Genomic DNA, 26,016 nt, shown 5'->3' on the forward strand with positions numbered 1-26,016 from the left:
CGATGTGAGTTAATCGCCCTTGCGGGTATTTGACGTTAGCGGTCTACTGCCCGTGCGTGAAGACGCTACCAAAGGAGGGAAGCATGCCGGGACCAGATATCGGTTCACCAGATCGAAAATACCCGCCGATTCAGTTCGGTAGACATGGCGACGAGACAGGTGCCATCTTCAAGGATTACGAGGCTGTCGGGAAGAAGTTGGTCGAATGGGCGCAGCAAGACAGAGACTCTTGGCCCACAACCATCGATGAGTTGCGGGAGGCGTTTAAGGACCTCCTGACGATACCGGACGTCTTCAAGACGCTCACGGTGGTACGGGGCGACGACCATATCGAAGGTAACTACGAGTTTCTCCTGCGGTTGCCACCGAAGGGCCAGGTAACGGAGTCGGAGCAGATCGTCAAAGCTAATGTTGAAGACGACGTCTATCCGCTTCCGGCGCTTTACAAGGATTTCGAGCCGGGCGGACGCGACGAGGACAAGCGCGTGATCACTCAGTTGCGCTTTTTCTATGCGCGGGTTGCCGACTATACGATGCGTGGCTGCCGGTGAGCGAAAAACGGTGGGTGGAACGCTAACCAGCCAGGTCGAGCAACCCGGTCGCCAGAATTCCTGAATGTAGCCTCTCCCGGTCCGCCATCAGGCGGATCGGGAGGCATTGCCAGAACCATTCGAGCGTGGCTTTCGGCGAAGCAGGACCGTCGCCATGCCAGTTGTCCGCGGTACGGCGGAAGAACGCTGCCGCCTCTTCAAGAGCCGCCTCTTTCAAGCCAAGCTCGGCCAGCGCCGCCGCTTTCAAGCCGCCGACAAAGAAGGTCGCATCCTCGGCAAGATCGGCTGCTTCCACCGCGCCCTCGCTGTTGCCGAAGAGAAAGCGAATACAGGCGTGGTAGGCCCAATGAACGGGTTCGGCGCCATATCCTACCCGCAGCGCCCTTTGTGCGATCTCGTCTGCGAGCGCCTTCTCGCCGCAATAGGCAAGGCCCTGCGCACATGAGATCAGCGTCCAAGGATCGTTGTCGTTCATTTTGAGCGTCAGCCCATAGCAATAGATCGCTTGCTCGTACTTTTCGTTCATAAGATAGGACCAGGCCAGAGTGAGCTTGGTCCGGCTATCCATCGGCGCGAGCTTGGAAGCCATGTTTGCAAGTTTGAGGGCCTCCTGTTCCCGCTTTCTATCCCGCATGAGGCCGGGGAAGATGAGATGTCTGCTGTTGAGGATCTGCGCCAGACTGGCATGAGCGGGCGCGAAATCGGGAGCATTCCGTATGATCGACCGGAATATCCCCTCGGACCGGCTCTCGTCGGCCGGACGCCACCGCGAAAGAAGCTCATTACCACGTAGCCAGCGGTCGTAGATGTCGAGATCCATATCGGCGAGGCCCGCCGTCGTGCTCAAACGCTCTGCCGAGATCTGAACATCGAGCGCTGCGGCCAGGTGCCGGACGATCTGCAGTCTGGCGCGATGCCAGTTGCCGATCTCGATCTCCGAGTTCTCGCTCCACATGTAGTGGCCGTCAGACCTGCGACGCAGCAGCACGGCGATGTGCAATTCACCGTCCTCGCCGGTTGCAGTGGCAAGCAAGTCATAGACCTTGCGGCCGCTTGGCGGGAGAGCATCGTCGGAGGCCGAATGCTCCCTCACCGACCAGTCCCGGAACCGTGTCATGGCTGCGATCAATTCGTGGCGGAAGCCATTGATACGGATGGCATGAACCGCCTCGTGCAAGAATGGATGAACCAGGATCAGTGGGGGTTCAGCGCGCGCCTGAGCGGCGATTCCTACACCGTCGAACAGCTGCGCTGCTGCCGGAACAGCGGGGGCGAGTTGCGGGACGTGGCTGGGAGGCGCGGGAAGAGGTTCCGCCGTCTTTATCTCCGCAACCAGCGCCTGGGTTTGCGGTGACGGCTCCATGTCATAGTCGGTGCCGAGCAATTCCCACAGGTCGTTGTAGATGCGAAGCGCTCCCGCCGTGTCGCCACGTGAGGCACGGCACTGCATGAGGATACGGCAGGCTTCCTCATGCGTCGGGTCCAGATTGTGGATGGCGGTGGCGAACCTCTCCCGCTTGGCATCGTTCTGCTCGCGCCGGGCCTGGTCCTGGAGGAGCTTAACGGCCCTGTCGTGGAGATATTCGCGCTGGACCGAGAGCCACATATCGAAGCTGGGATCAATGTCCCTCAAATTGACGAGAAAGCCCCCGAACAGCCGCTTCTGCGTGATCATCACTTCGGGCACGATATTCTGTTCGAGATCGGCGATGTGGGTCGCCGCGTCGCTTGATACATGGATCGGCTGCAACCAAACATTGTTCCGATCGCAGTCGAATATCTGTATTGGAAACTGATTCGTGTCCTTCTTTATCCCACTGATTAGCTGACGCAGGGAGGTGCGCGCGGCTTCCTCACTGTTTTCGCCCCACAAAAGGCCGGCGAGGCGCTCCCGGCTTTCAATCATGTTCTTGCAAAATGCGAGGTAGGCAAAGAGCGCCTGTGCCTTACGGCTCTTGAAGGTGCAATTCACGGCGCCATGAGACATACGGAAGATGCCAAGCGTCTCAATACGGAAGCTTGGCGTTTCACTGCTCCGCGATGCTGCCCGGCTATATTGGTCCATGGGACTCTGATTACAGCAAACGCCTTACAGTACCGGAATGTTGAAGTTGATGCACCTACCCACGGAGTCGAATTGCAACACGTCGCCTGGGGGAATCTGCTGCAGGCCTGTGGCAAGAGCGCGGGCGACCGGAATGCCAATGCGATCGCGCGTCAGGTCCACGATAAAGGCCGTACAGTCAGCACGGAGGAGTGCCTGGCGCGTATTGTCGAGGAGGAGTAATTCGTCGCTGCCTTCTAAGGACGAACTCTTCGAGCCGACGGGAGCAGCTTTAAGCTTTGGATGATCGGGGGTGACCCGCTGGCTTCGCGCAATATAGGCGAGGTCATCCTGATTGAGCTTCTCGAAACCGTGCACCTGTTGCTTGGCTCGTACCAGATGATGTCCGATTTCCATCTGCACCATCTCTTTCGTTGCGGCGTGGACAGCATCGGCCATGTTCGGCCGTGCTGCGAAACCGCAAGCGAAATCGCTCCCGTCACGAGAAAACGAAAAGGCAGCGATGACCGGAATGTCAACAGCTGCGCGGATATCGACCCAGCCACACGTCCGGGTCGTCTTTCCCGACCGGTATCGGGAGAGCAGGTCCGGGAGTCCGCTATCCCGCAATACATCTTCGCCAATCGCATGCGCCACCTGGTCGCCGTGCCACCATCTCGCGACGGCATCGCGCTCGACTAGTTCCCATATTGCACGGTTTGCCGCCTCTATAAGGGTTCTTCCCGCCGCGACGCCGTTACCGAGCCTGTACGGCAAAACACCATTGCCGCTTGCGCGGCGGACGCAAAGTTCGCCCGGCAAAGCCACCGGTTCCGATGAGCCGACCTGATGCCCGGCTAGCCACAGGCGCTCGCCTCCGGTTTCGGTGACGCCGGCAAGATAGTGATCGAAGGCATCAATGCGCCGACCGGCCGTTTCGGCCCCAGGATTTCGGTCCTCCGGGTACTCGAGCTGGGAAAGATATTCGGCTGCTTCGCCGATGCAGGCTTCGAATGCCCGCTCGGAACGCCAATCGCAGCCCGCGACTCCGACAGGCTGAAAGTCGCGGAACTCCTCGCCGTGTTCATGGGGATGCGCTTGCGCCACATATATCGCGGCACCAGGTGCGTCCGGATGAGGCAGTCGAGTAATAAGACGAAGCTTCGTCGCCAACCGCGCGATCGCTATCCGATTTTCTCGTGATATCGGATCGAGCTCGTGTGGAGTTTCAAGCGAACCCGAAGCAACCGTGGCCACGTGCCCTCCATCGCTGAGCGCCCCAGCAGAATGCCCGTTGCAGGCTTGCCAACCATATCGGCCAACCGGGCGCCGGATAACCGGCTGCTTGCCTCGACAGACGATGTGGCATCTTCGCGCGTGCAGGTCTAATGCGCAACACGGGCGATCGGTGGGCGGTGCGGCCCGATTAGTCGTCCACAGGCAGCAAATCCCAGCCCGCGCAGCAGGTGGCGACATCGTGCAGGGCGGGCAGCAATTCCATCGGCACCCCAGCGGGGGTACGCAGAGCTGGGTAGGTGTCGCCGGCACCGTCGAGCACGAGATCGCGGAACCGTTTCCACGGAAAGTGGGCACCTGGATCGCTGCATCGATCAGGGTCCAGCAAGGCATGCGATGCGATGTGTTTCAAATTTGGGTACTTCGCCCAACAGTAGCGCACGATTTCAGCGGCAATCTCCACCTGCCAGTCCGAGAATGGCTCCACGACATCGCGGCTCCGCGAATTGACTATCTGGATTGCGAGGCTCCAGTCATCGACTTTGGCCTGGCCAGCGTTCACCGCAGGATACGACCGATGGTCTCGCACGTGGAGGGCGGCGCTTGCCTCCGGCACACAGGCCCATGCGAACTTGCCATGCGGCTCTTCGTCCGTGCCAGGAATCAGCCAATGCCAACTGGCCCTGTGCGCTTTCATGACGGACATGGCGCCCGCCGAACTTAGCCCTGCCGCCGCGTGGATGACCAGCGCCCTGATTCCTTCGATCGGATCGACCGCTCGACGGGACGTCGCATTATACCAGTGATCCCGTACGCCGGGATAATATTCCTCCGGAATTCTGAATGGTGCAGGTCGTCCCGACCTTGGCAAATCAAAGAGAAAAAATCTCGGATCGTTCATCGTCCGTTATCCCAGGGTCGAGACCACCTTTGTCTGCGCCACGCGTGAAGGCAGCGTGATTCCCCCGCTCGCAGCCGTCTGCCGCGCGTCGACTGCCAATCACGTGCTGCTCACGAGCAACTTACGACGACCCGGTTCAAATCGGTGCATATCCCGATCTGGAGGCGAACCCGATGTTCTCCCGATCCCTTGGTGAGGAGCGATGCCGTGGATGAACTCGTAAACATCATCGTGTTGTGGCCAACCGTCACTTTTGGCTACCGGAACCGCCGCAACACCCGAGGATCCGGCATGTCTCGCCGACCCAGACGATCGTGCTGCGTCCGGATTGGAACGCTCGCGAATCCGGCACGCCAGTGGGGAGATAGCAGATGAATGCTCAGTTCGAGTTTTGCCGGTCCATGACCCGCAACCACCAGCTGGCTGCGTCCCTGCGGCGTCCGGCAAGCTTGTCTTGGCCGATCAAGGTGTATGTTCTCGGCGGGTTCCGGCTTGAACGTGACGGTTCGGCACTGGACCTTGGCGCCAAGCCACCGACGCGGGCCCTCGACATTCTTCGTGCCTTGGCCATCTCCCAGGGCCAAGTCTGCCCGCTCGAAGGCCTGCAGGACTGGCTCTGGCCCGACCTTGACGGCGACCAGGCGAAGGCTGCCTGCGATCAGGCGCTCCACCGTCTGCGCAAATTGCTCGGCCAGACGGACCTGGTGATTCAGAGGGAGGGCAAGCTGCGCCTCGCCGCAGACAGGGTTTGGGTGGATTTGGCCGATTGGGAGGCGCGCCTCAAACGGGCTCTGGCCTCGAATGCCGTGACTGAACCGGAGCTGGAGCGGCTCTTCCTCCTGTTCGCGGGGCCTCTCTTTCTGCACGAGCGTATTGCCGCCTGGTGCTTGCCGGCCGCTGAACGCGTGCGCCGCGACGTGATCGAACTCGCGATCCGCATCGGCAAGCACTGCGAGGCTCGCAACGATCCTGGGAAAGCCCGGACTATCTATTTGCGGGCGCTCGATTTTTACCCCGACTCTGTGAGAATCTACAAGGCGCTCATTCAGGGCGACATCGCCCAAGACGATGTTGCTGGCGCGATCGAGGATTACTCCTGCTACGAGCGGACACTTCGCGCATCATGCGGTAGCACACCTTCGCCTGAGCTGCGTGCCCTCATCCAGTTGCTCTTCGCGCGCCTTGCGCGTGAGACCGGACCTGTTGGGCAATATGTCAGGGCCGGTCGAGAACGGTTTGTCCCGGTTCTCAGGCCAGCGACGATCCCGGCGTGATCAACTTCGCCTACGCGCCTCTGTCGCCGATTCAGCGCGAGATCGCATTCTGCTTCAATCTCTCGAAAGCTCACGACTAAAGCCACTCCAGGCGCCAGCCGTCCAGCCTGAGCAGGCGGTCCTGCGGCACTTCCATGCTGACCGCATCTTGTTCGGACATCCCCAGCACGAAGCGGAACAGCGCGCGCATGACGCCACCATGGGTCACGCAGACCGTCTGGCGATCGAGCGCGTCGAACCACGGCTTCACCCGTTCGAGCAGCATCTGATAGCTTTCGGCGCCCTCGCCGGGCGGCTGGAAATTCCATTTATCGAGGCGGCGTTGCCTGGTCGAACCGGGATTGTTCGCCTCGAGTTCGGCAAAGGTGAAACCCTGCCAGTCGCCAAAGCTCAATTCTACGAGTAGCGGCTCGGTACGATAGGCGTGCGGATCGAGCTTCATCGCCGCGCGCAGGCGCTCCATCGTCTCGCGCGTGCGCCGCATCGGGCTGGCGACAAAGTCGAAATCTTCGGGCCTGTCGATGAGGTCGGCCAGCCTACGCCCGTTGCGGCTAGCCTGCTCGCGGCCAAGCTCGTTGAGGTCGGTATCGGCCTGCCCCTGCAGCCGGGCCTCGGCGTTCCACGCCGTCTGGCCGTGGCGCACGATATAGACGAGCGGGTACATCAGGTCTTCCGGAAGAGGTCAGGCGGTGGCGTCAGTCCTTGACCGTCGAAATATCCGGCGCGTCGACCGCCTTCATGCCGACAACATGATAGCCGGAATCGACATGATGGATCTCGCCGGTGACGCCGCGCGAAAGGTCGGACAGGAAATAGACGCCGGAATCGCCAACCTCCTCCTGCGTGACCGTCTGCTTCAACGGCGAATTGTATTCGTTCCACTTCAGGATGTAGCGGAAGTCGCCGATGCCGGATGCGGCAAGCGTCTTGATCGGGCCGGCGGAGATCGCGTTGACGCGGATCTTCTTGGCGCCGAGGTCGACGGCCAGATAGCGCACGCTGGCCTCGAGTGCCGCCTTGGCGACACCCATGACGTTGTAGTGCGGCATCACCTTTTCCGCGCCGTAATAGGTCAGCGTCAGCAGCGAGCCGCCATCGGTCATCAAAGGCTCGGCACGTTTGGCGATGGTGGTGAAGGAATAGACCGAAATATCCATGGTGCGCAGGAAATTGTCGCGCGTCGTCTCGACATAGCGGCCGGTCAGCTCGTCCTTGTCGGAGAAGGCGATGGCGTGGACGAGGAAATCGAGCTTGCCCCAATGACTGGCGATATCGGCGAACACCGCATCGAGGCTGGCCGGGTCGGTCACGTCGCAATGGCCGGCGACATGCGCGCCCAGTTCCGCCGCAAGCGGCTCGACGCGTTTCTTGAACGCCTCGCCCTGATAGGTCAGCGCGATCTCGGCGCCATGGTCGACACAGGCCTTGGCGATGCCGTAAGCGATCGAGCGATTGTTGGCGATGCCAAGGATAAGGCCGCGCTTGCCGGCCATAAGGCCCCGTCCACCCGCCATGTCAGCGCTCTCCGCAAGGTTCTCTACTTTGTGGAGTGCCTATCGCACAGCCACAGTGCCCCTTCAAGCGTTCAAAGCGGACAGTTCGGGGGACAAAGCGGTTGCTCAGCAGTGCCGCGCGTCCTTTGGACGTGCAAAGGACGCTGTAGCGCTTTGACCTTGCGGTCGTGGGCCAGTGAAAAAATACGACACTTGGTGTCCGTGTGGCACGGCGGAAGATGACCCTTTGGCGGAAGTTTCGTTGGCCAGCGGCCGAAGTCACGCTCATGACCCCAAGCCGACTTCATGATTTGAGCTGTGGACGACCGGTTTGAGCCTAATCTAAGACATTCCGGAGACGCGGCCCTATCCCGGAAGCGGACGTTGCCAGTGAGCGCGCTGGAGACGTGATTGCGCCAAACGTGGACCGCACGCGCGCTCCTCCAGCCGACACTCCTGTTAGGCTAGAGGCACCCCATTCCTGTCGTTGCAGCGAACTGAAAGCCCGCGTTGATGATCACGACTGGATTGCGAACGGATAGCAGACGGGTGGGCTAGGAACCCATTATGCCGTTGCCAATGGGACTATTCTAAGCCTTAGTGCTCACGATGGAGCTTCGATAACATCCGAGAAAGCCGCGTGGCTCTCTCAGCGTGTTGCAGGACGTCCGATGACCACCAGGGAACGAGTTCAGACCGGGTCGCTTGCAGGGGAGCGCAGGCATGTGACCGCGCTGTACTATGACATTGTTGGTTCGACCACTCTGCTAAATCAGCTGGACCCCGAAGAATTCGGCGCTATGCAACGTTCGCTCCACAATGGAGCGGCTGCATTGATCAGCGACTACAATGGCTACCTCGAGCGGGTTCATGGCGACGGCGGCTGCGCCTATTTCGGCTTTCCCGAGTCCAGGGAAGATGCCGCCGAATGTGCGGTCGCGTCGGCAATCGAAATTGTCGAGTGGTGCGAGAAACTGGCGAGACAGTCCGAATCCAGCCTCAAGGTAAGGGTCGGCATCACCACAGGTGTGGTCGTCATCGCTGACGCTTCGAAAACGAACCTTCCGGGCGCCACCGAGATTATTGGCGTCGCGCCGGCACTGGCTGCGCGCATCCAGTCCGAAGCAGCGCCGAACAGTGTTGCTGTCGCAGAAGCCACCTATCGGCTTACCATGGGCGCGTTCGAATTCGAGGAGATCGGTCCAAGGCACCTGAAAGGATTTGGCGAACCGGTACTTTTGTGGCGGCCATTAACTCGCCGGCAGCAGTTCGACCGCTTCACAGCGTATCGGCGCGTTTCCGCGCCGCTAATCGGTCGCGAAGACGAGCTTGAATTGTGTGGCCGGCGTTGGGTTAGAGCCGCAAACGGCAATGGCCAGTTCATTCTTCTCCATGGCGACCCCGGGATCGGAAAATCCCGGCTGATCGCCGAGTTCCGCCGTGATCTTGCCGCTAAGGGTGTGCGGACCCTGGTGTTTCAATGTCAGCCGCGCGGCAATTCGGAACCGCTGCACCCGTTTCTAGAACCTCTCAGAAAGGCAATCGCAGACGCGACCGGCAACGCCGACCCGGATCGGGATGCGGTCACGCGCTACCTGCGGTCACATGGCTCGGAACTTGGCGCGTTGAATGCCGAGATCATCACATTCCTTGTCGCGGGCGAGACGGAGGGGGGCGCTGGCCAAGCCTGGCAGGTCGATCTCTCGAACGAGGAGATCAGGGCGCGTGTTGTCGAGGCCATGCTGTCACTTCTGACGTCGCCGTCCGTTCTTGGACCGCTCCTCCTGATAATCGAGGACGTTCACTGGGCAGACACGCTCACCAAAGCACTTGTCGCCAAGCTGAGCCGGTGGATCGAAACACGGCCGATTCTTGCCGCAGTAACGTCGCGCGAGGCTATCGCGCCGGACGGTTTCGGCGATCCAAACGTGCTTGCCGTCGCCTTGTCTGGCCTGACTGCTCAAGCTACCGCGGAGCTGCTCAGCACGATCTGGGAGGATTATTCGCCACCAGATGAACTGGTCGCCTTTATCTACGAGAAGAGCGATGGCGTGCCCCTGTTTGCCGAACAGCTGGCGCTTTGGATCCGTGAACGAGCGAAGGCTGGCTTGCCAGATCGGGCCGGATTGGAGGCGTTGCTTCGTGCGGATAGCATTCTGGATCTCCGGGATCTTCTCGCAGCCCGCCTCGCCAGCTTGGGGCCATTGAGACGTGTCGCCCAAATCGCAAGCGTCCTAGGGCGACAGTTCCGACGGAAACTGCTGGCTTGTGTGCTTGAACTTGGGCCTCTTGCCATACCTCTGGACGAAGCAATCGAAGGTCTTGTCCAAGCCGGGATTGTCCGTCGGAAGTCTGGCGGTATGGAAATTCGCTTCCGCCACGTGCTGATCCAGGAAGCGGCCTACGAAAGCCTCCTGAAATCCGAGCGGCAGGAAATCCACACAAGCGTTGTAAATCTCATTCAATCAGGTGTTGTTCCGCCGCTCTCCGACGAGACGATGGCATGGCATTTCGGGCAGGCCGGACAGCCTGTGCAGGCGGCGCGCCACGCTATTCAGGCGGCAGAGGCTTGCGATGTTCGGTCAGCAATGCAGGAGGCAGAAAACCTGCTGGATTTCGCTGAGAAACAACTCGCTCAGGCCGGCAGGAATGCCGAGTCGAATGAGCAGCTGCTTCGCCTCCTCACAGTTCGCGGGCCGGTCGTTGCAGCGCTTTTCGGTAGAGGCAGCAAGCAAGCGCGTGCGATCTATGAGCGCGGCGTATCGCTGTGCGCCACGGTTAAGGATCGGGATCGTGCAGAATGGTTCCCGCTTTACTGGGGTTGGTGGTTCACTGCGCCCGACTACCAGACACAGCGCGCAAGATCCGACATCCTCGTGCAGGACCTTGAAGGCTCTGCAGATCCTGAGGTCCGGCTTCAGTCGCTGCATTGCGCATGGGCGACCAACATTGATGCCGGGCTGCATTCGCACTGCCTAAAATGCGTCGAGCAGGGTCTCGTTCTTTACGACGAGGATCGCGCATGTTTCAACCGCGGCCGTTACGGAGGTCATGACGCCAAGGTCTGCGGCCTGGGCGAACGTGCGTTCTCCCTGTGGTTCGTAGGCGACGACAATGGGGCTTCCGAAAGTATAATCGCTGCCAAACGATGGGCCGAGCACATCAATCATCCGAACAGCATGTTGCATGCACTGGAGTTCGAGATCGAGCTGAAACGATATCGAAACGACCATCCCGGTGTGATTGCGGTCTCCGAAAGGATCGGAGAACTCGGGCGGGCAACGCCGGGTGTACTCGCCAAGGCGGCGCTGTTCCGTGCCTGGGCGCAGGGTATGAGCGGGGACGCGGCAGCTGGCGTAGTGGCATTCGAAACCGAGCTGACACGCTGGCGCGAGATCGCGACCTACGAGGGTGCCCCCGTTTTTGAGGGCATGCGTTCGGAGTTGTTAGAACGCGCTGGACGCAACGACGAGGCCTTGTCGATACTGGATAGCATCATCGCGGCTTCGACCAGCAGTGGGCAAGTGTTCTGGCTTGCTGAGTTGCTACGGCAGCGCGGTGTGCTCCGTCATACCCTTGGCGAATCGCAGGAGGCGGTGATGGCCGACCTTCGTCGAGCGCTCGAAGTCAGCACCGAACAGCGGGCCGCACCCCTGGCGTCACGCGTGCGGCTGGACCTCGATCGGCTCCGGCTGTGAAGTCCGACACCGGCTTTGCGCAGGCGCTTGCCATTCCTGCGAATGAGATCGGTCTTAGGCTCGACCGCGAACTCTCCGCCCTTGGCGATGCCCAGTGCACAGACTCCGCAGCCACCGAGAAGCTCGCCCGCGGGCTTTTCTCCGTCCGGAGACGTTTTGGCATAACGCGGATCGGATCGTTGACCCGCCTTGATCGCGCCGGCGTGGCGGTTGCTCAAGCCGTGCGGCCATTGTCGCTCTCCAACGCTGTCTCCCAGGGCAAGGGTGAAACCCTCATAGAGGCAGCGGCCGGGGCACTGATGGAAGCGCTCGAAGGATGGGCAGCGGAGCAGGTCTCGCATGAGCGCATCAGGATCGCAAGCGCGCGCGTTCTGGGAGAAGAGATTCGGGCCCTCTATGCCGGCTGCCGAGTCCATGACTTCGACGCCGGCTGGGATCAACTGCAACTCCAGTGGACCGACGGTTATGATATTTTCACCGGCCGGGTGCTGCCAGTTCCTCTCCCCCTGGTCGATACCATCTACACGCTTCCGTCCCCGCATCCCGTGGCGTTTCCCCGATCCACGCGCGGACTCGCCGCCGGGCAAACGCTAGTTTCCGCGATCACCCATGCAGCGCTAGAAATCATCGAGCGCGCGAGCATCGCAGGAGCCAAGCGGTATCCACGTTCCTTTCCGGAAATTCGTATCGACCCCGCCCGTATTGGCGGTCCGCGTTCGTCGCGAATTCTGGCAAGCCTCGCAGCCGCGGATCTCGTTGCCGGAATATGGCTCGTCCCAGGCGATCATGATTTGCCGGTCTTTCGCTGCGCCGTAATGGAATCGGAAGCGCATCAGGAGATTGCGCCGCTGCCGGGCGAGGGGTTTGCGTGCGACTTTACCCATGATGGCGCCTTGGCCAAGGCACTGATGGAGGCGGCACAGGCCCGGGTAACCGCGCTCGCCGGTGCCCGTGAAGATATTACACGTGCCGCTTATCCCGAGTGGTACGACCGAGTGGACCTGGACACGCGTCGACGCTCGTTCCGGGTGCCAGGGAACGCCACCACGCTTCCCGCCGATAGCGTCGGACCGACCTCAGGCGCCAGCAAGCTCGACGCCGTTCTCACATCGCTAAGGCGCGCCGGAGCGCAGGCGGCCCTTGTCGTGCCGCTCCATAGCAGCACGGATCCCGATATCGAGATTGTCCGTCTCGTCGCCCCTCCGCTCAAAGACCTCATCAGAGGATAGGGATGGCGGACAAGCCGGTCATTTTCCTCGGACCGACACTGCCGCGTGCCCAAGCGGCAGCCATCCTCGACGCCGTTTATCTACCGCCCGCCGAACAGGGTTCGATCGTCCGCGCAATGAGAGCCTATCAACCGAAAGCGATAATCCTCATCGACGGTTCGTTCGGGAAGGTACCGGCAGTTCGTCACAAGGAAATCCTGTGGGCGTTGGGAAACGGAATTCCGGTGTTCGGGGCGGCAAGCATGGGCGCGCTCCGCGCCGCTGAACTGGCGGCGTTCGGCATGCAGGGCCATGGCTTCATCTACCGATGGTACGCGTTGACGCCGCTCGCCGACGACGATGAAGTCGCGGTAGCGATGTGTCCTACTGAACTCGGCGCGGCGGCCCTGAGCGAAGCGCTTATCAACATACGCCTTACGCTAAAGCGGGCATTGCGAGCAGGCATCATCAACGCCGTGGAAAGGCGATCTCTGGAAGTGCTGGCGCGGGACACGCACTTCGTCGATCGCAGCTATCCGAGGCTGCTCGCGGAGGCGCGATCTTCTCTGCCCAGCAAATCCGCAACGGCCCTGGATCGGCTTGCTGACTGGCTCCCCCGATCGGCGATCGACCGCAAACGCGAAGACGCAACCGGCTTGCTGGCGAAACTTGCATGCTGCCCTGAACTTCTGGCGCATGCGCCGATGACCCCGCCTTTCACCCTGACCGAAGCTTGGGCCTATGACCTCGGCGCGGCCGGGCTGTGGGACGACGACATTGGGTCTGTTCTTGCGGAACGGGATGGATTTTGATCTAACAGGAATACTTCAGACTGTCCTTTCAGGAGAGGGGTGGGACTGCCTGCATGGGCGCCAGTGCAAGATGGCAGTCGGGTATTGGATCCGCGGCTTCGCGCCTTGGAACACGCTTTCTTGTTTTTCCCCAACCTCCTTTCATTCAGGGTTACGAACGGCCCGAGATGATTTGGGTCTCCACGCCGCCTGACGCGATCGGCCCCGGGCCAGCCGACCGACGGATGTATGTGATCGACCCGTTGCTTGAAAAGCAGCCATACCAGTTTCCTTACCTGCCTCCTTACGCCGGTGCCCTCAGGCCGCCTGCGGTAGCCGGCCCAGACGGGCACTTCGACAACATTCCGCTGGGCACACCGGAGTTCGAGGCGGCGCATGCCTACGCTTGCGTGCGGCGGGTGCTCGACATCTGCGAGAGCTATGTGGGGCGCGAGATTCCCTGGTTCTTCGAACCGACCTATCCGCGTCTCGAGATTGTGCCGCGGCTGAACTGGGACAACGCCCAGTCGGGTTACGGCTTTCTGGAGATGGGGATCGATGAGGCCCGCGGAACCACGCAGCCCTTCGCGCTCAACTTCGATGCTGTTGCACACGAGATCGGGCATCTGGTGATTTTCGGCGTCATGGGAGTTCCCCGTTTCGATCCGCCGCATGAATACTTCGCCTACCACGAGGCAGTGGCCGATTTCATCGCGCTGATCTCGCTCCTGCACTTCGATACTGCGCTGGATTTGCTTTTGCGGCGCACGCGCGGCAACCTCCTGATCAACAACGAACTGGACCGCTTCGGCGAGCTCTCCGACGAAAAGCAGGTCCGACGGTTCAGCCACTCGCTGCGGATGAGCGACGTCAGCACGGAAGTGCATGACCTTTCCAAGCCCTTCGCGGGCGCACTCTTCGACATCCTTATCGAGATCTACCAGGTGCTGCTGTTCGAACGCGGGCTGTCCGATCTGGATCCGCGTGACTTTCGTGATCTCAGGAGTGAGCTTTCCGAAGAAGAGGTCGAAGACCTGCTTTCGGTTTCACTCGCCGCCAATGACGGCCGCCTCTTCGCATTGAAATCGGCATTGGAAGAAGCCCGCGACCTAGTGGGCGAGATCCTGGTGCGGTCGTGGGAAGAGCTTGATCCGCATGCACTGGACTATCGCGAAGCAGCCGAGGCGATGGTTGTTGCCTGCGAAAGCGGGCGTGCGCGCCGCTTCGCTGACAGCCTTGTCGACAACTTCGCCTGGCGCGAGATTTTTTGAAGGAGAAAGGGATGCCAAAGTCACCAACGCCGACAGGCAACCCACTTAAACCGTCTGGCCCGGGCGGTGGGCCAGGTCGATCGCCAAACAATACTGGAGGGAGAAGCATTATGTCGTCCGATATTCCTGCGCCACCCAGCGCGCAAAACTATTCGCCGGATCAGATTACGCTCTATGGCGTCAGGTTGAATTTCGATAATGTGGGCAAAGTTAGTCACAGAACAGCGACTTTGCCGTTGAATGAAAACTTACTTCGCATGTCCATTGTCAAGAAACGCGATGACCTCGAGCCTATAATTCCAACCAAGGAGGTGATTGCTGTCGTCTATGGATATGCCTTTGAAGGTCAATGCTACCGCAATGACAAACCAAAACTACTCATTTTTCATCCAACGTCACGAGAAACCGCCGCGACAGGATGCGGATTTGATGACCTGGGATACGTCATGTGGGGAGTTACAAAGAAAACCCCGATCATGGAACTTGCCACAAGTACTGACTTCGCCGAAGAAATCATCTTGAATGCAAACCTTCCCGGCAACCGCAGCCCAAACACTTACGGGAACAGCTTCATGCTGGCACATCGCGGCGGCCGGCTAAGCCGCGGAGGGGGGAGCCAAAGTTAGTTCTTGGTATCTTCCTTGGCGGCTTCTTGCTTCGACTTCGAGGGTGGCGGTGGCGGGAAAGCTTTGTCATCAATATTGTATGTGCTGTCAGCCTCGACCTCCATATTCTCTTCGTGTACAAGCCAATCTTTCTCGTTCTTGCTCACATAGACATCGACACTGCCGACGTTATTGCCTTGGGTCGTAACGGCCACCTCACGTTTGGCATCACGGACTTTCAGGAAAAACTCCGTCGGCGGCGGCTCGGGAAATGGTAGTTTGTCTGTTATTCTCAAAAATTTATCACTAACCGTCACGGTGAAATATATCGATTCCACGCCTGCCATTGATCCCTCCTGCAGAAGGCCGTGCTCAAATTCGGTGCGAAGCAGTACAGTGCAACCAGTTCGGCTCGTTGTAAAGGCAGTGACTACGGCCTTACCTTTCGGGCACAGAACCCACACGGACAAACTCGACCCCGGTGATCGCCATCGCAGGTCGCCTCTCCACGATTGCCAGGATGGAGCGGATAGTTGTGCTCGATCGGGGACGCATCGTGGAAGAAGGCGGGCCGGACGAACTGGTGGGACAGGATGGCCTGTTTGCCCGTCTGTGGAAACACCAAACCGGTGGCTTTATTCCTTACGAGATAAGCTAACCTACCCCTGTTGCAGGAGCCGACAAAGCTCCAGAGATTTGCGACGGAAATTGGGATTCCCGTTCTGCAGTCGCGAGCGCTCCGATCTACGCTCACGGCGCTTCGTGGCTTGAACGTCGCTCTCATCTATGAAGCTCCATAAGCTGCCCTTCCGCTCGCGGCTCCAAACGCGACGTCTGAGCAGTAGTTCGGCGACAACGCTCCTGGCCCAATCAAGACGTTCGGTGTATAGCAGAAGCGTCCGCAAGTCCGCTTTTCCACACGGCATCAAGCGCCGGCCTTTTCGATCGTCAGCCCTTTCGCCGGCGCATCAGCGCCTCGAGCTCGGCGTCGCCGCCTTCCGGCAGCATCAGCCGCACGTGCGCGTAGAGGTCGCCGTGACCGCCGGCCTTTTCCGGCAGGCCCCTGCCCTTCAGCCGCAGAACCTTGTCCGAGCTCGACCAAGGGGGGACGTTGACCGCAATCCTGCCGGTCGGGGTTTCGACCGCCACCTTGGCGCCGTGCACCGCATCGGCCAGTTCCACCGGCAGGTCGACATGCAGGTCGCGGCCCTCGACGCGGTAGCGCGGGTGCCGGCGAAAGCGGATCTTGACCAGTGCATCGCCCGGCTGCCCCGGCCCTTGCTCGCCCTGGCCTTTCAGGCGGATGGTCTGGCCGTCCTCGACATAGGCCGGCAACTTGACCGCCATCTTGCGGCCGTCGGGGAACATCGCCGTCACCTTCTCCGCGGTGGCGGCTTCCTCGATGGTGACGTCCAGCGTCACGTTGAGATCGGCGGCGGTCGGGGCCTGACGGCGGCCGCCCGCGCCGGCGCCGCGCTGCTGGGTGAAAGCATCGCCGAAGATCTGGCTGAAGATGTCGCTGTTGCCGTCGAACGGATCGCCGCCGGGACGGCCCGTGCGGAATTCGAAATGCGCGCCGCCCGGCCCTTGCTGCCGGCGGAAACCGGCGAAAGGATCGGCGCCGCCGGCCGCGCCTTCGAAACCCTGGAAACGCGGTTTGCCGTCGGCGTCGATCTCGCCGCGATCGAAAGCCGCCCGGTTCTTCTCGTCGCCGACAATCTCGTACGCCTGGTTGGCGGCGGCAAAACGGTCCTTCGCCTTGGGATCATCCGGATTCTGGTCTGGATGATACTTCTTGGCGAGCTTCCGGTACGCCGATTTTATATCCTTGGCCGAGGCGTTCTTGGCAACGCCCAGCACCTCATAGGGGTCGCGCATGCTTACTGCCCTGGAGAAGGAGTGAGTCCACGATTTGCTACCCCTATATGCGCTCGCATAGGAAGAAATTCCAGTGGCTTGCCACCATATGGCTGGCGGAAAATCAGAGCGCCTTGAAGTCCTGCATTCGCCAGGCGCTGCCGCCGGCCAGGCATACTTCGCCCTTGAACAGCACGACGCCGTCGAAGCTTTCGCGTGACGCGGTGAAGCGACGGCATGTCTCGCCGTTAGCCCTGAATTCCGCCAGTTCGGTGATGGAGCCGCGCGAGCCGGTGTCGGCATTCGCCCAGGGAACGGCCTGCCCGGCCAGTTGCTCGACGTCGGCGGAGGACACGGCGTTGCGGATCGTGGCCTGGTCGGAGGCGCGGTCCTGATCGAGCGACGTGACTGGGGCCGGCGTGCTCGAGGTCAGCACCGAGCGGTCGACCTCCGCCTGCTCGAGGCTGAAGCCGCCGCCGCCACACGCGGCAAGCGGCAGGACGATTATCACGATCATGGCTTTGGCGCTGGCCGAAGCGATAACGTTCCATTGCCCACTGTCAAAAGCTTGCGCGATACGCGACAATCGGCAATCTCCCCAGCCGGCGACAAATTTGGGAAAACTATGAGCGAAACCGGGTTAACAAGCGGTGACTTTACCGAGGCGGCGGAGCCGTTCCGGCTTTTTGCGGCGTGGCTCGACGATGCGACGAAGAGCGAGATCAACGACCCCAACAGCGTGGCTCTGGCGACGGTCGATGCCGAGGGCATGCCGAATGTGCGCATGGTGCTGCTCAAGGGCTTCGATGAGGGCGGCTTCGTCTTCTACACGAACTTCGAGAGCGCCAAGGGCCGTGAGATCCTGGGCAGCATGAAAGCGGCAATGTGCTTCCACTGGAAATCGCTGCGCCGGCAGGTGCGGGCGCGCGGCCCGGTGGAGATCGTCACCGACGCCGACGCCGATGCCTATTACGCGACCCGCCCGCGCGGCAGCCGCATCGGCGCCTGGGCCTCCAAACAGTCGCGGCCGCTGGAGAGCCGCTTCGCGCTGGAAAAGGCGGTCGCCGAATACACGGCGCGCCATGCGATCGGCGAGATCCCGCGGCCAAAACACTGGTCAGGCTTTCGCATCGTGCCGCAGAGCATCGAGTTCTGGCACGACCGTCCGTTCCGGCTGCACGACCGTGTCGTCTTTTCGCGCAACGCCGAGGGCGGCTGGGACAAGGTGAGGCTTTATCCGTAGGGGACGATGCCGCGCTGTTTCAATCGCAGGAGTGACTCCTGTGTGGCTGCGCAGGCCATCGAGGATTTTGTAGCCCGTGAGGAATGGCAACTCGCCGAAATAGAGGCAGGATTGGCTGAAGCCTCGCGCGGCGATTTTGCCAGTGCCGGCGAGGTAGAGGCTGTTGTCGGGAAATACGTCAAGTCGACCCGCCAGGCATAAGCCACAGTCAATCCGCTAAACCGAGCGGGCGCTGCGGCGGCTTGATGAAATCGGCGCGCATGGCGAGAAAGACAATCCCGAGGCCGCCGCGAGAGTCATTGCGCGCATCGTAACGGCGGCGGGACATCTCGCCGAACAACCGCGATGGGGCGTGTCGGGCGCATCAAGGGGACACGGGAACTCGTCTTGGTCGAAGCCGTATATCATCCCTCATCGCGTCGACGGCGAGACTGTCGAAATCCTCACCGTCATGCACGCCGCCCAGCGGTGGCTTAGGCCTTGTAAGTCGCTCGGCACCCAGGTCAGGCCATACCGCCTGCGCCGAACCACCCGGAACTCCCGGGCTCCAGAGACCTGGCGCTTCCGATCTCACTTCTCGATCTCGTGTGCGTGAAACGTTCCAGCTTGCGGGGACGAACCAGGGAAGGGCTCAACGCGCCGCTGGCGCAAATTCAGGAGGACGCAATGCATTCACTCAGGTTGGTCACGATAGCCGGTCTTGCCGGCCTTTTCGCTTCGCAAGCCTTTGCGGAGGACGCGATGGGGACAATGACGGTGATGAAGGGTGGCGAGGTCATGGCGATCATGCCCGATGGGCATATGGGCACCATGATGCCCGACGCGAAGATGAGCGCCGAAATGATGAAAATGGCGAAACCGATCAAGCATTGCATGATGTTGATGACCGACGCCAAAGGCAAGACATTCATGATCGACACGTCTTCGGCAAAGGCCCAGGCCGAATGTAAAAAAATGGCGATGTGACAAAGAGAGCATGGCGAGAAAACCCGCCGGTTGCTGCCGGCGGGTCCACGATGCGAGACAAGGCCAGAAGGTCTAGGCCTTTTTCCTGGTCAAGAAGGCGGTCAAGGCGGCGCGGGCTTCATCGGATTTGAGCCGCTCGCGGAAATGCTGGCTTTCCTGGCCGATGCGCTCGACAAGGTCTTCGCGCGAGCCGCGCATCAGGTCTCGCGCGATCCTCAGCGCTTGCGGCGGCTTGGCCGCGATCTGGCCCGCCGCCGCCAATACCGATGCTTCGAGTGCGTCTTCCTCGACCACCTCGTAGATCAGCCCGGCGGCCTTCGCCCGCTCGGCCGAAAAGCCCTCGCCAAGGCCAAGCAGCGCGAAAGCGCCCTGCCGGCCGAGGATCTGCGGTGCGAGCAGGCTCGAACCGGCCTCCGGCACAAGGCCGAGATCGACGAAGGGCGTCCGGAATATTGTGCGCGGCGTGGCGAACGTCAGGTCGCAATGCAGGTTGAGCGTGGTGCCGATGCCGACCGCAATCCCGTCGACGCCGGAAACCATGGGCTTTTCCACTTTGGCCAACGCCATCAGGAAATCCCAGACTTCGGTACCGCCTTCGCCGCCCGAGGCGATGACCATGAAATCGGCAAGGTCGTTGCCGGACGAGAAGGCACCGGGCACGCCGAGAAAGACATGGACGCGGATCGCCGGATCGGCGTCGCCGCCGGTAAGAGCCGCCGACATTGTCGCATACATGGCGCGGGTCAGGGCGTTCTTCTTGTCCGGACGGTTGATGCGGATGATCTGGATGGCGCCCTGGCGTTCGACGAGGATGTGGTCTGTCACGGATTGTCCTTTGTGAATTTCGGGCGTTTGCGAACGTCAGGCTGAAATCAGCGACTTGCCGGCAACGCCAAGGCTGTCGGCGCCGCCGATGACGCGCTCCTTCAGCGCGCCCACCTCGCCCAGCAGGTTCTCGGCGAAGAACCGGCAAAGCGCGATGCGGTTTTGGTCGGCAAGCGCACCGCGCGCCAGATAGGCGCTGCCAGCGGCAAGCGAGATCAGCCTGAGATAAGGTGTGGCGCCGGCCAGCGCCTCGTCCGAACGGCCTTCGGCCTGCAGGTCTTGCAGGAAACGGGTTGCCTGGGAGAGGTCGTCGAGCGCCTGGTCGAGCCGATCGGCGGTGCGGCCGAAGCCTTCAAGGTTCGACGCTCGCACCGCATCGGCGACGGCCTTGAGCTCGGCGATGTAGCCATGCACATGCTGGCCGCCGCCGAGCGGCAGTTTGCGCGTCACCAGATCGATTGCCTGGATGCCATTGGTGCCTTCGTAAATGGGCGCAATGCGTGCGTCGCGATAAAGCGCTGCAGCCCCCGTCTCCTCGATGAACCCCATGCCGCCATGCACCTGAAGCCCAAGCGAGGCGACCTCGACGCCGACATCGGTGGAAAACGCCTTAGCCAGCGGCGTCAAAAGATTGGCGCGTTCCTGCCAGTGCTTTGCATCCTCGCTCGCGGACGCGAGATCGATGGCGTGGGCGCAGGAATAGCAGATGGCGCGGGCAATCTGGGTCAGCGCCTTCATAGTCAGAAGACTGCGCTGGATGTCGGGGTGATGCACGATCGGCGCCATGCCGGCACCGCGATAGCTTGCCGCCTTGCCTTGCCGGCGATCATTGGCGTAGGCCAGCGCCTTCTGCGTCGCCGCCTCGGCGACCGCGACGCCCTGGATGCCGACGGCAAGACGCGCATTGTTCATCATGGTGAACATGCAGGCGAGGCCTTTGTTCTCCTCGCCGACCAGCCAGCCAATCGCGCCGGGCGTGCTGCCTTCGAAGCCATCGCCATAGATCATGGTGCAGGTCGGCGAAGCGTGGATGCCCAATTTGTGCTCCAGCGCGGAGCAGAAGACGTCATTGCGCCCGCCCAGCGCGCCATCGTCGCCAACCAGGAATTTCGGCACCAGGAACAGCGAAAGGCCACGCGTGCCGGCCGGCGCGTCCGGCAGCCGCGCCAGCACCAGATGGATGATGTTGTCGGTGAAATCGTGCTCGCCATAGGTAATGAAGATCTTTTGCCCGAAGATGCGGTAGGTGCCGTCGCCGGCCGGCTCGGCACGGGTTCGCAAGGCATTCAGGTCCGAGCCGGCCTGCGGCTCGGTCAGGTTCATAGTGCCCATCCATTCGCCAGAGACCAGCTTTTCCAGATATTTGGCCTTGAGCGCTTGCGAGCCGTGCTTGTCGAGTGCTTCGACCGCACCCATGGTCAGCGTCGGAGCGATGCCGAACGCCATTGAGGCGGAGTTCCACATTTCGAGCGCGGCGGCGCCGAGCATGGCCGGCAGCGCCTGGCCGCCATACGCTTCCGGCGCGGACAGCGCGTTCCAGCCGCCATCTATCCAGCGGCGATAAAGTTCCTTCCAGCCGGTTGGCGTGGTGACGGCAGCGCCGTTGAGCACCGCGCCTTGCCGGTCGCCGATCTCATAGAGCGGCGCCACCTCCTCACTGGCGAAACGGCCGGCCTCGGCCAGAATGGCGTCGACGAGGTCTTCGCCGAGTTCGCCAAAGGTGCCGGCATCGAGCGCCGCCTTCAAGCCGGCGACATGCTTCAGGGTGAAGGCGATTTCCTCGACCGGTGCCCGATACATGGCGCTCGCTTCTCCTCAGCCTGGCTCTCCTCAGTCCGGCAGGCCAAGTTGAGACCCGTGCCGGCGCAAAATCATCTGCTTTCGGAGTTCCCTGTCCATCTTCTTTTTACGTAAACGTCAAACTTTGTCACGTGGATTTTGCAATTGCCACGACGCAGGCTAAATTCGCCAAGATAGAGCAGAATACCGAAATAGGATTGCCTCGTGCTCGCAGACTTGACGCCCATCGCTGCATCGAATGCGCCTGCTTTGGCGGGCGGCCGGTTTTTGCTATCATGAAGGTAAGGTCGAGAACGGCGCAGCCTATTGGTCGGATCGCGGCACATTGTGCTCACCACCATGCTCGCTGACCCCTCATCGCAAACGCGAGGCCGAGGGAACGCTGTCGCAAGTGCCGGCGCTCAATCCGTTTCATATCCCCTCTCGCCAGTGACAACCATCAAGACCATCGACGGAGAAGCTGTCCGAGCCGTGGCATCCGCGGGCCGCGATCGAAAGCATTTCCTTAACCATGGCGGTTCAGGATCTGGCTTTGGCCAGCAAGGACCTGCTGTTTGAAAACGCCGGCGCACCCCCTTGTCCGCTCAGCGCTTCTCCTTGTCGCGGCCGCGATAACCCTGGCGCTGACGCCGGCAAGGGCCTCGGATTTCTCCGAACCGTGGAAGGATGCGGACCGGGCGCTGGTCGTCGACGCCTACGAATACAATTCCATTGACTGGACCCGGCTAGCTGCCGACAAGCGTCTTGTCGGCTTCATCAACAAGGCATCCGACGGAATGCCGCCACCCTATTTCTGTTTCGGCGACGAGACCGAGATGCGTCTGTGCAAGACGCTTTGGAAGCGCCATGCGATGGCACAGGAACTGTTCCAGACGCGCAAGGTGGTGGCCAAGGCGCTGGGCCTGAAATGGGGTGCCTATCATCTCGCCCGCCCTGGCAACCCCGTGGGACAGGCCAATAATTTCATCAATTTCGTGAAACCCGGGCCGGATGACCTGCTTGTCCTCGACATCGAGGACGATGATTCCACCCAATGGATGTCGCTCGAGGATGCCGAGGAATTCGTGCGCCATGTGCATCGTCGGGTTGGCCGCTTTCCGGTGCTCTACACCAACGGCACGACCGCCAGGCATATCGCCGACAATAAGTATAAATACCCGCTCCTGTCCCGGTTGCCGCTGTGGTACGCGCGTTATAAGCCAGACATCGATGTGCATTTTCCGATGGGCAACTGGCAGGGCTATGCGCTCTGGCAGTTTTCGGCGCGAGCAAATTGCGGCCGGTTCCGCTGTCCCTACAGGGTTGCGGGCACGCCCAACGATATCGATGTCAGCGTCGCGCCGATGAACGCGACGGAATTGCGCGCACAGTGGCCGTTCGGCGGCCTGATCGACGTGCAGCCGGATTATCTCGCCTCGATACCGGTGCCGCTCTCACGCGAGGCGGGGCTCGCCGGCACTGCCATGACCTATGCCACAGTGGCAGCACCCGCGAGCCTCGAGCAACTGGTCGCGGTATTCAGGACGCGCTTGGCCAGGTTCAGCAGCGGCTTTCAAATGCCTGCGGCGAAGGCGGCGCCGAGCCTTCCGCGCGGGATTGCCGAATATGTTGCCTGGACGCGAAACGAAGAGCGCCTGGCATCGGTGTCTGGAATTGCCCCCACCGCCGATGCGGTCAGCAGCGTCTCGACCGTATTCGGCCGCGGCCTGCGCTGAGGCTGAGGGCCGCCTGAAGCGTCAGTTCGCCTGCTCGCGCGCCACCGCCAGCCAGCCAATGTCGCGGCGGCAAAAGCCTTGCGGCCAGTCGATCCGGTCGAGCGCGGCGTAAGCCTTCTTCTGCGCCTCGCCGACGGTGCGGCCGGTCGCCGTGACGTTGAGCACGCGACCGCCATTGGCGACGAGTGCGCCGCCGTTGATGGCGGTGCCGGCGTGAAAAATCTCGACGCCGTCGCCTGCCGCTGCCTCGACGCCGCGAATGACCGAGCCCTTTTCCGGCGTGCCGGGATAACCCCTGGCTGCCATCACCACGGTGAGCGCCGCCTCGTCGCGCCAGCGCACCGAGGTGTGCGCCAGCTGGCCGTCGGCGGCGGCGTTGAGTAGGACCAGGAGATCGTCCTTCAGCCGCATCATCAGCACCTGGCATTCCGGGTCGCCGAAACGGGTGTTGTATTCGATCAGCTTCGGCCCGCTGTCTGATATCATCAGCCCGGCGAACAGCACGCCGGAAAACGGCGCGCCTGTTTCAGCCATGCCGCGCATGGTCGGCTCGACGATCTCGCGCATGGTGCGGTCGATCATCTCCGGCGTCATCACCGGCGCCGGCGAATAGGCGCCCATGCCGCCGGTGTTGGGGCCGGTGTCGCCGTCACTGAGGCGCTTATGATCCTGCGCGGTGCCGAAGGGCAGCGCGGTGATGCCGTCGCAAAGGCAGAAGAAGCTTGCCTCTTCGCCGCTGAGAAACTCCTCGACCACCACTTCGGCGCCGGCCTGGCCGAAGGAGCCGTCGAAACAGGCGTCGAGCGCGGCCAGCGCCTCGTCAAGCGTCATGGCGACGGTGACGCCCTTGCCGGCAGCGAGGCCGTCGGCCTTGATGACGATCGGCGCACCCATTCTCTCGACATAGGCCTTGGCCGAAGCCAGATCGCCGAAGCGGCCATAGGCGGCGGTCGGGATGCCGTATTTGGCGCAGAGGTCCTTGGTGAACCCCTTCGAGCCTTCCAGCCGTGCCGCTGCCTTTGACGGGCCGAAGACGCGGATGCCCTCGGCGCGAAGGTCGTCGGCAATGCCGGCGACCAGCGGCCCTTCCGGGCCGACCACGACGAGGTCTATTTCTTTCTCGCGGCAAAACCGGACCACCGCTGCATGATCCGAAACATCGAGCCTCACCAACTCGGCTTCGCCGCCGATGCCCGGATTGCCGGGCGCCGCGTAGAGTTTGGTCAGCAGCGGCGACGCCGCCATCTTCCAGGCCAACGCATGTTCTCGTCCGCCGGAGCCGATCAGCAAAACACGCATGCCTGGATTCCTTGCCCGTTCCGATCAGGACTGCGCTATTGCGCCCCGGGCGGCGGGTCAAGACATTTGGCTGTCCGCGGCGGCGATTCCGCGCCGCGAGCGGATCCGGCCTGCTTGACGCTTGACGGCATTCGCCTCTGCTGCCACTCCAGCAAAATGGAAACCGTCCAGTCGAAAGCGGCCCAGGGCCGCGTCGCCGATGCGCCGAGCGGCCACTGGGTCTATCGCGCGCTGCCGCGGGGGTTGTGGCCCTATGCGCAGCTTGCCCGATGGGACCGGCCGATCGGCTGGCAATTGCTGCTGTGGCCATGCTGGTGGTCGGCTGCACTTGCCGCGAGCGCCTATCCGCGTCCGACGGACCCGCTGCTCTCGCTGCTGCCGTCGCCGTGGTATCTGCTGCTGTTTTTTCTTGGCGCGTTCGCCATGCGTGGCGCCGGCTGCACCTACAACGACCTGGTCGACGAGGACATCGACAACCAGGTGGAACGCACACGCTCGCGGCCGCTGCCGGCCGGCAAGGTTACGCGCCGGCAGGCCTGGATGTTTGTTGTCTTGCAGGCACTGGTCGGCCTCGCCGTGCTTTTGCAGTTCAACAGCTTGGCCATCTTGCTCGGCATCGGCTCGCTGGTCATCGTCGCCATCTACCCGTTCATGAAGCGGTACACCAATTGGCCGCAACTGGTTCTCGGTCTTGCCTTTTCCTGGGGGGCGCTGATGGGATGGGCGGTCGAGTTCGGCGATCTCGATGGGCCGGCAATCATGCTCTATATCGGCTCGATCCTGTGGGTGATCGGCTATGACACGATCTATGCGCATCAGGACAAGGAGGACGACGCCATCGTCGGCGTGCGCTCGACGGCGCGCCTGTTCGGCGACAACACCAAGGCCTGGCTTGCCGGACTTTATGGCGGAGCGCTGGTCTGCTTCGCCATTGCTTTCGCCTCGGCGCAGGCACCGGTGCCGGCGCTCGCCGGGCTGATTGCCGCCGGCGCCCATCTGGCGCGGCAGATCGGCGTGCTCGACATCGACGATCCGGACCAGTGCCTGAGGCTGTTCAGATCGAACAACCAGGTCGGCTGGCTGATCTTCCTCGGCCTGATCGGCGGCGCGGTTTGGGTGGCGCTGAAGCCGCTGGTTTAGGAGCCTTTTCCCTTCTCCCCCTGTGGGAGAAGGTGGATTGGCGCGTAGCGCCAAGACGGTTGAGGGATGTTGGAAGAAATGAGGCGTTGGCGGTCCCTC

Annotated in this window: 23 protein-coding genes and 2 pseudogenes; 14 read left to right on the forward strand and 11 right to left on the reverse strand. The window is 61.7% G+C overall.

Translation table 11 applies throughout. The annotated features are described in order from the left end of the window. The first annotated feature begins 83 nt into the window (after nucleotides 1-83). A complete protein-coding gene (locus tag NKH43_RS17635) occupies nucleotides 84-551 on the forward strand; it encodes a hypothetical protein (protein ID WP_031193363.1) in 468 nt (155 codons plus the stop codon). Between the two features lie 22 nt (nucleotides 552-573). Here the strand turns inward: NKH43_RS17635 and NKH43_RS17640 are convergent, their stop codons facing one another. The 3 genes from NKH43_RS17640 to NKH43_RS17650 form a co-directional block, all read right to left on the reverse strand. Beyond that, complete coding sequence (locus tag NKH43_RS17640) at nucleotides 574-2,616, reverse strand: AfsR/SARP family transcriptional regulator (RefSeq protein ID WP_352859187.1); 2,043 nt, start codon at nucleotides 2,614-2,616, stop codon at nucleotides 574-576. A gap of 24 nt (nucleotides 2,617-2,640) precedes the next feature. Beyond that, nucleotides 2,641-3,852, reverse strand: coding sequence for a YcaO-like family protein (locus tag NKH43_RS17645; protein WP_352859189.1), 1,212 nt, complete (start codon nucleotides 3,850-3,852; stop codon nucleotides 2,641-2,643). Nucleotides 3,853-4,021: 169 nt separating this feature from the next. Beyond that, nucleotides 4,022-4,732: an N-acetylmuramoyl-L-alanine amidase gene (locus tag NKH43_RS17650; RefSeq protein WP_023716896.1), complete on the reverse strand. Its 711-nt coding sequence runs from the start codon at nucleotides 4,730-4,732 to the stop codon at nucleotides 4,022-4,024. Nucleotides 4,733-5,103: 371 nt separating this feature from the next. Between NKH43_RS17650 and NKH43_RS17655 the strand changes: the two genes are divergently transcribed. Beyond that, nucleotides 5,104-6,006: an AfsR/SARP family transcriptional regulator gene (locus tag NKH43_RS17655; RefSeq protein ID WP_352859190.1), complete on the forward strand. Its 903-nt coding sequence runs from the start codon at nucleotides 5,104-5,106 to the stop codon at nucleotides 6,004-6,006. A 76-nt stretch (nucleotides 6,007-6,082) separates the two neighbouring features. On the opposite strand, the gene NKH43_RS17660 is transcribed toward NKH43_RS17655, so the two are convergent. Both NKH43_RS17660 and fabI read right to left on the reverse strand, forming a co-directional pair. Beyond that, a complete protein-coding gene (locus NKH43_RS17660; protein WP_352483722.1) occupies nucleotides 6,083-6,670 on the reverse strand; it encodes a histidine phosphatase family protein in 588 nt (195 codons plus the stop codon). A gap of 31 nt (nucleotides 6,671-6,701) precedes the next feature. Continuing rightward, nucleotides 6,702-7,520 (reverse strand): enoyl-ACP reductase FabI, encoded by an 819-nt coding sequence (fabI, locus tag NKH43_RS17665; RefSeq protein WP_352589000.1) that lies wholly within the window; start codon nucleotides 7,518-7,520, stop codon nucleotides 6,702-6,704. A 650-nt stretch (nucleotides 7,521-8,170) separates the two neighbouring features. Between fabI and NKH43_RS17670 the strand changes: the two genes are divergently transcribed. The 5 genes from NKH43_RS17670 (at nucleotide 8,171) to NKH43_RS17690 (ending at nucleotide 15,093) form a co-directional block, all read left to right on the forward strand. After that, entirely contained in the window at nucleotides 8,171-11,197 is a 3,027-nt protein-coding gene (locus tag NKH43_RS17670) for an ATP-binding protein (RefSeq protein ID WP_031193359.1), read from the forward strand. After that, nucleotides 11,194-12,426 (forward strand): YcaO-like family protein, encoded by a 1,233-nt coding sequence (locus tag NKH43_RS17675; protein WP_352859191.1) that lies wholly within the window; start codon nucleotides 11,194-11,196, stop codon nucleotides 12,424-12,426. The genes NKH43_RS17670 and NKH43_RS17675 overlap by 4 nt, the downstream gene beginning before the upstream one ends. Before the next feature lie 2 nt (nucleotides 12,427-12,428). Continuing rightward, complete coding sequence (locus NKH43_RS17680; protein WP_023716890.1) at nucleotides 12,429-13,217, forward strand: TfuA-like protein; 789 nt, start codon at nucleotides 12,429-12,431, stop codon at nucleotides 13,215-13,217. A 53-nt stretch (nucleotides 13,218-13,270) separates the two neighbouring features. Then, a complete protein-coding gene (locus NKH43_RS17685; RefSeq protein WP_023716889.1) occupies nucleotides 13,271-14,467 on the forward strand; it encodes a gluzincin family metallopeptidase in 1,197 nt (398 codons plus the stop codon). Between the two features lie 110 nt (nucleotides 14,468-14,577). Then, the gene (locus tag NKH43_RS17690; protein WP_051409559.1) at nucleotides 14,578-15,093 is read left to right on the forward strand and encodes a hypothetical protein; all 516 of its coding nucleotides are present in this window, start codon (nucleotides 14,578-14,580) and stop codon (nucleotides 15,091-15,093) included. Here NKH43_RS17690 and NKH43_RS17695 read toward each other — a convergent pair. After that, entirely contained in the window at nucleotides 15,090-15,419 is a 330-nt protein-coding gene (locus NKH43_RS17695; RefSeq protein ID WP_023716887.1) for a hypothetical protein, read from the reverse strand. The two genes, NKH43_RS17690 and NKH43_RS17695, sit on opposite strands and share 4 nt — an antisense overlap. Nucleotides 15,420-15,553: 134 nt before the next feature. Between NKH43_RS17695 and NKH43_RS17700 the strand changes: the two are divergent. After that, nucleotides 15,554-15,730: pseudogene (locus NKH43_RS17700) on the forward strand (hypothetical protein); the annotation flags it as partial. A 290-nt stretch (nucleotides 15,731-16,020) separates the two neighbouring features. On the opposite strand, the gene NKH43_RS17705 reads toward NKH43_RS17700, so the two are convergent. Together NKH43_RS17705 and NKH43_RS17710 are read right to left on the reverse strand one after the other, a co-directional pair. Then, nucleotides 16,021-16,950, reverse strand: coding sequence for a DnaJ C-terminal domain-containing protein (locus tag NKH43_RS17705; protein WP_352588997.1), 930 nt, complete (start codon nucleotides 16,948-16,950; stop codon nucleotides 16,021-16,023). 103 nt (nucleotides 16,951-17,053) lie between these two features. Beyond that, a complete protein-coding gene (locus tag NKH43_RS17710; protein WP_352588994.1) occupies nucleotides 17,054-17,515 on the reverse strand; it encodes an RT0821/Lpp0805 family surface protein in 462 nt (153 codons plus the stop codon). 39 nt (nucleotides 17,516-17,554) lie between these two features. Between NKH43_RS17710 and pdxH the strand changes: the two genes are divergently transcribed. The 4 genes and pseudogenes from pdxH to NKH43_RS17730 all read left to right on the forward strand — a co-directional run bounded on the left by pdxH (nucleotide 17,555) and on the right by NKH43_RS17730 (nucleotide 19,138). Then, nucleotides 17,555-18,172, forward strand: a complete 618-nt coding sequence (gene pdxH, locus NKH43_RS17715) for a pyridoxamine 5'-phosphate oxidase (RefSeq protein WP_352588991.1) — start codon at nucleotides 17,555-17,557, stop codon at nucleotides 18,170-18,172. Between the two features lie 27 nt (nucleotides 18,173-18,199). Continuing rightward, a pseudogene (locus NKH43_RS17720) lies at nucleotides 18,200-18,373 on the forward strand (CopG family ribbon-helix-helix protein); the annotation flags it as partial. Nucleotides 18,374-18,422: 49 nt separating this feature from the next. Further along, nucleotides 18,423-18,767: a type II toxin-antitoxin system RelE/ParE family toxin gene (locus NKH43_RS17725; RefSeq protein WP_352859203.1), complete on the forward strand. Its 345-nt coding sequence runs from the start codon at nucleotides 18,423-18,425 to the stop codon at nucleotides 18,765-18,767. Nucleotides 18,768-18,838: 71 nt separating this feature from the next. Next, entirely contained in the window at nucleotides 18,839-19,138 is a 300-nt protein-coding gene (locus NKH43_RS17730; RefSeq protein ID WP_023716881.1) for a hypothetical protein, read from the forward strand. 72 nt (nucleotides 19,139-19,210) lie between these two features. On the opposite strand, the gene NKH43_RS17735 is transcribed toward NKH43_RS17730, so the two are convergent. Next, the gene (locus NKH43_RS17735; protein ID WP_352483724.1) at nucleotides 19,211-19,963 is read right to left on the reverse strand and encodes a crotonase/enoyl-CoA hydratase family protein; all 753 of its coding nucleotides are present in this window, start codon (nucleotides 19,961-19,963) and stop codon (nucleotides 19,211-19,213) included. Nucleotides 19,964-19,999: 36 nt separating this feature from the next. Next, nucleotides 20,000-21,763 (reverse strand): acyl-CoA dehydrogenase family protein, encoded by a 1,764-nt coding sequence (locus NKH43_RS17740; RefSeq protein WP_352588988.1) that lies wholly within the window; start codon nucleotides 21,761-21,763, stop codon nucleotides 20,000-20,002. A 554-nt stretch (nucleotides 21,764-22,317) separates the two neighbouring features. On the opposite strand from NKH43_RS17740, the gene NKH43_RS17750 reads away from it, so the two are divergent. After that, nucleotides 22,318-23,478 (forward strand): glycoside hydrolase family 25 protein, encoded by a 1,161-nt coding sequence (locus NKH43_RS17750; RefSeq protein WP_502906487.1) that lies wholly within the window; start codon nucleotides 22,318-22,320, stop codon nucleotides 23,476-23,478. 21 nt (nucleotides 23,479-23,499) lie between these two features. Here the strand turns inward: NKH43_RS17750 and purD are convergent, their stop codons facing one another. Further along, nucleotides 23,500-24,777 carry a phosphoribosylamine--glycine ligase gene (gene purD, locus NKH43_RS17755; protein ID WP_352547529.1) on the reverse strand — a complete coding sequence of 426 codons (1,278 nt, stop codon included), beginning with the start codon at nucleotides 24,775-24,777 and terminating at the stop codon, nucleotides 23,500-23,502. 156 nt (nucleotides 24,778-24,933) lie between these two features. Here purD and ubiA point away from each other — a divergent pair, with 156 nt between their 5' ends. Further along, nucleotides 24,934-25,917 carry a 4-hydroxybenzoate octaprenyltransferase gene (gene ubiA / locus NKH43_RS17760; protein WP_352588985.1) on the forward strand — a complete coding sequence of 328 codons (984 nt, stop codon included), beginning with the start codon at nucleotides 24,934-24,936 and terminating at the stop codon, nucleotides 25,915-25,917. The last annotated feature ends 99 nt before the right edge of the window (nucleotides 25,918-26,016 follow it).

The organism is Mesorhizobium sp. M1163 (assembly GCF_040318415.1).
Classification (GTDB): domain Bacteria; phylum Pseudomonadota; class Alphaproteobacteria; order Rhizobiales; family Rhizobiaceae; genus Mesorhizobium.

Excerpts from the sequence above, each read along its gene's own strand:
- NKH43_RS17660 (WP_352483722.1), bottom strand. The coding sequence starts at position 6,670 with ATGTACCCGCTCGTCTATATCGTGCGCCACGGCCAGACGGCGTGGAAC.
- NKH43_RS17635 (WP_031193363.1), top strand. The coding sequence starts at position 84 with ATGCCGGGACCAGATATCGGTTCACCAGATCGAAAATACCCGCCGATT.
- NKH43_RS17695 (WP_023716887.1), bottom strand. The coding sequence starts at position 15,419 with ATGGCAGGCGTGGAATCGATATATTTCACCGTGACGGTTAGTGATAAA.
- pdxH (WP_352588991.1), top strand. The coding sequence starts at position 17,555 with ATGAGCGAAACCGGGTTAACAAGCGGTGACTTTACCGAGGCGGCGGAG.
- NKH43_RS17685 (WP_023716889.1), top strand. The coding sequence starts at position 13,271 with ATGGGCGCCAGTGCAAGATGGCAGTCGGGTATTGGATCCGCGGCTTCG.
- NKH43_RS17650 (WP_023716896.1), bottom strand. The coding sequence starts at position 4,732 with ATGAACGATCCGAGATTTTTTCTCTTTGATTTGCCAAGGTCGGGACGA.
- NKH43_RS17705 (WP_352588997.1), bottom strand. The coding sequence starts at position 16,950 with ATGCGCGACCCCTATGAGGTGCTGGGCGTTGCCAAGAACGCCTCGGCC.
- NKH43_RS17740 (WP_352588988.1), bottom strand. The coding sequence starts at position 21,763 with ATGTATCGGGCACCGGTCGAGGAAATCGCCTTCACCCTGAAGCATGTC.
- purD (WP_352547529.1), bottom strand. The coding sequence starts at position 24,777 with ATGCGTGTTTTGCTGATCGGCTCCGGCGGACGAGAACATGCGTTGGCC.
- NKH43_RS17690 (WP_051409559.1), top strand. The coding sequence starts at position 14,578 with ATGTCGTCCGATATTCCTGCGCCACCCAGCGCGCAAAACTATTCGCCG.
- ubiA (WP_352588985.1), top strand. The coding sequence starts at position 24,934 with ATGGAAACCGTCCAGTCGAAAGCGGCCCAGGGCCGCGTCGCCGATGCG.
- NKH43_RS17680 (WP_023716890.1), top strand. The coding sequence starts at position 12,429 with ATGGCGGACAAGCCGGTCATTTTCCTCGGACCGACACTGCCGCGTGCC.
- fabI (WP_352589000.1), bottom strand. The coding sequence starts at position 7,520 with ATGGCGGGTGGACGGGGCCTTATGGCCGGCAAGCGCGGCCTTATCCTT.
- NKH43_RS17670 (WP_031193359.1), top strand. The coding sequence starts at position 8,171 with ATGACCACCAGGGAACGAGTTCAGACCGGGTCGCTTGCAGGGGAGCGC.
- NKH43_RS17640 (WP_352859187.1), bottom strand. The coding sequence starts at position 2,616 with ATGGACCAATATAGCCGGGCAGCATCGCGGAGCAGTGAAACGCCAAGC.
- NKH43_RS17655 (WP_352859190.1), top strand. The coding sequence starts at position 5,104 with ATGAATGCTCAGTTCGAGTTTTGCCGGTCCATGACCCGCAACCACCAG.
- NKH43_RS17730 (WP_023716881.1), top strand. The coding sequence starts at position 18,839 with ATGCATTCACTCAGGTTGGTCACGATAGCCGGTCTTGCCGGCCTTTTC.